Origin of the sequence: Collinsella aerofaciens, from assembly GCF_001404695.1 — a bacterium.
GTDB lineage: Bacteria > Actinomycetota > Coriobacteriia > Coriobacteriales > Coriobacteriaceae > Collinsella > Collinsella aerofaciens_E.
In genome coordinates this window covers 1-1,062 of record NZ_CZAQ01000070.1, presented here as the reverse complement: position 1 = coordinate 1,062, position 1,062 = coordinate 1, and the positions used below count along the sequence as shown (strand labels likewise).

Below are 1,062 nucleotides of genomic sequence, written 5' to 3'. Positions count from 1 at the left end.
TTAGTAGTCGAACTGGTGGTAGTAGCGGCGGTACTTGAGGTTGTGCTTGGTGACCAGCTCGTAGTTGCGCGAGAGGCGGTCGGTGGTCAGCACGGACAGGATCCACGGCGACACGATGACGCGGAAGTCGTCGTCCAGGCCCGGGATCGCGTACTCGGCGGTGTCGATGATGACGTAGTCCTCGTCGCCGGTCACGCCGCTGGTGAGGAAGGCGCGGACGCGCTCGTCGAGGGCGCGGCACTCGTCCTCGCCCATGAACAGGAACACCGGGACGCCGGGCTCGAGCAGCTCGAGCGTGCCGTGGAAGAAGTCGTGCGAGGTGATGTGGCGGATGCGCTTCCACTGCATCTCCTCGAGCAGGCACATGGAGTACAGGATGGTCTCGCCCCACAGCGCGCCCGAGCCGATGAACATGGTGTAGTCGGCCAGCGCGTACTTCTTCGCGAGCTCCTCGGCGCGCGGCTCGAAGCGCTTGCGGATGTCGAGCATGTCCTTCCAGACGTCCTTCGTCTGCTCGATGAACAGGTCGAACTTGGGGAAGCAGCCGCGGCGGTTGAGCAGGCGCAGGCCGAAGCAGTCGGCGAGGTAGTAGCCCTTCTCGCAGCCGCCGGCGCCGTGGTCGGAGGCCATCATGACGCAGTTCTCGGCGCCCACGGCCCGGCCGATCTTGCCCTCGGGGTTGGTCATGGCGTAGACGCGCACGCCCATCTCCTTCATCTTGCCGATGGCCTCGAGCACCTCGGGGGTGGTGCCGGACTCGGAGGCGGTCAGCACGACGGACTTGTCGGTCATGCGCTTGTGGCCCATGACGTTCCACTCGGCGGCGTGGATCAGGTAGACCTCGAGGTCGCGGTCGCCGAACTTGTTCATGAGGTACTCGAGCTGCATGAACTCGTCCCAGGTGCCGCCGACGCCCATCAGGAAGACGGCGTCGTAGCCCTCCTCGTGCACGCGGTCGGCCAGCGCGGTCATCTTCTTGCCCGCCTCGTAGACGTTCCTGCCGTCCTCGAGGTAGCCCTCCTGGTCGAAGTGCATGATCTCGATCTTCTCGGTCTCCTTCAT

General features: G+C 65.1%; 1 protein-coding gene. It reads right to left on the bottom strand.

Annotation, left to right across the window (positions count from 1 at the left end; translation table 11 throughout):
* A partial coding sequence (locus AQ996_RS09500) for an SIS domain-containing protein (protein ID WP_055252703.1) occupies positions 1-1,062 on the bottom strand: 1,062 nt, incomplete at its 5' end.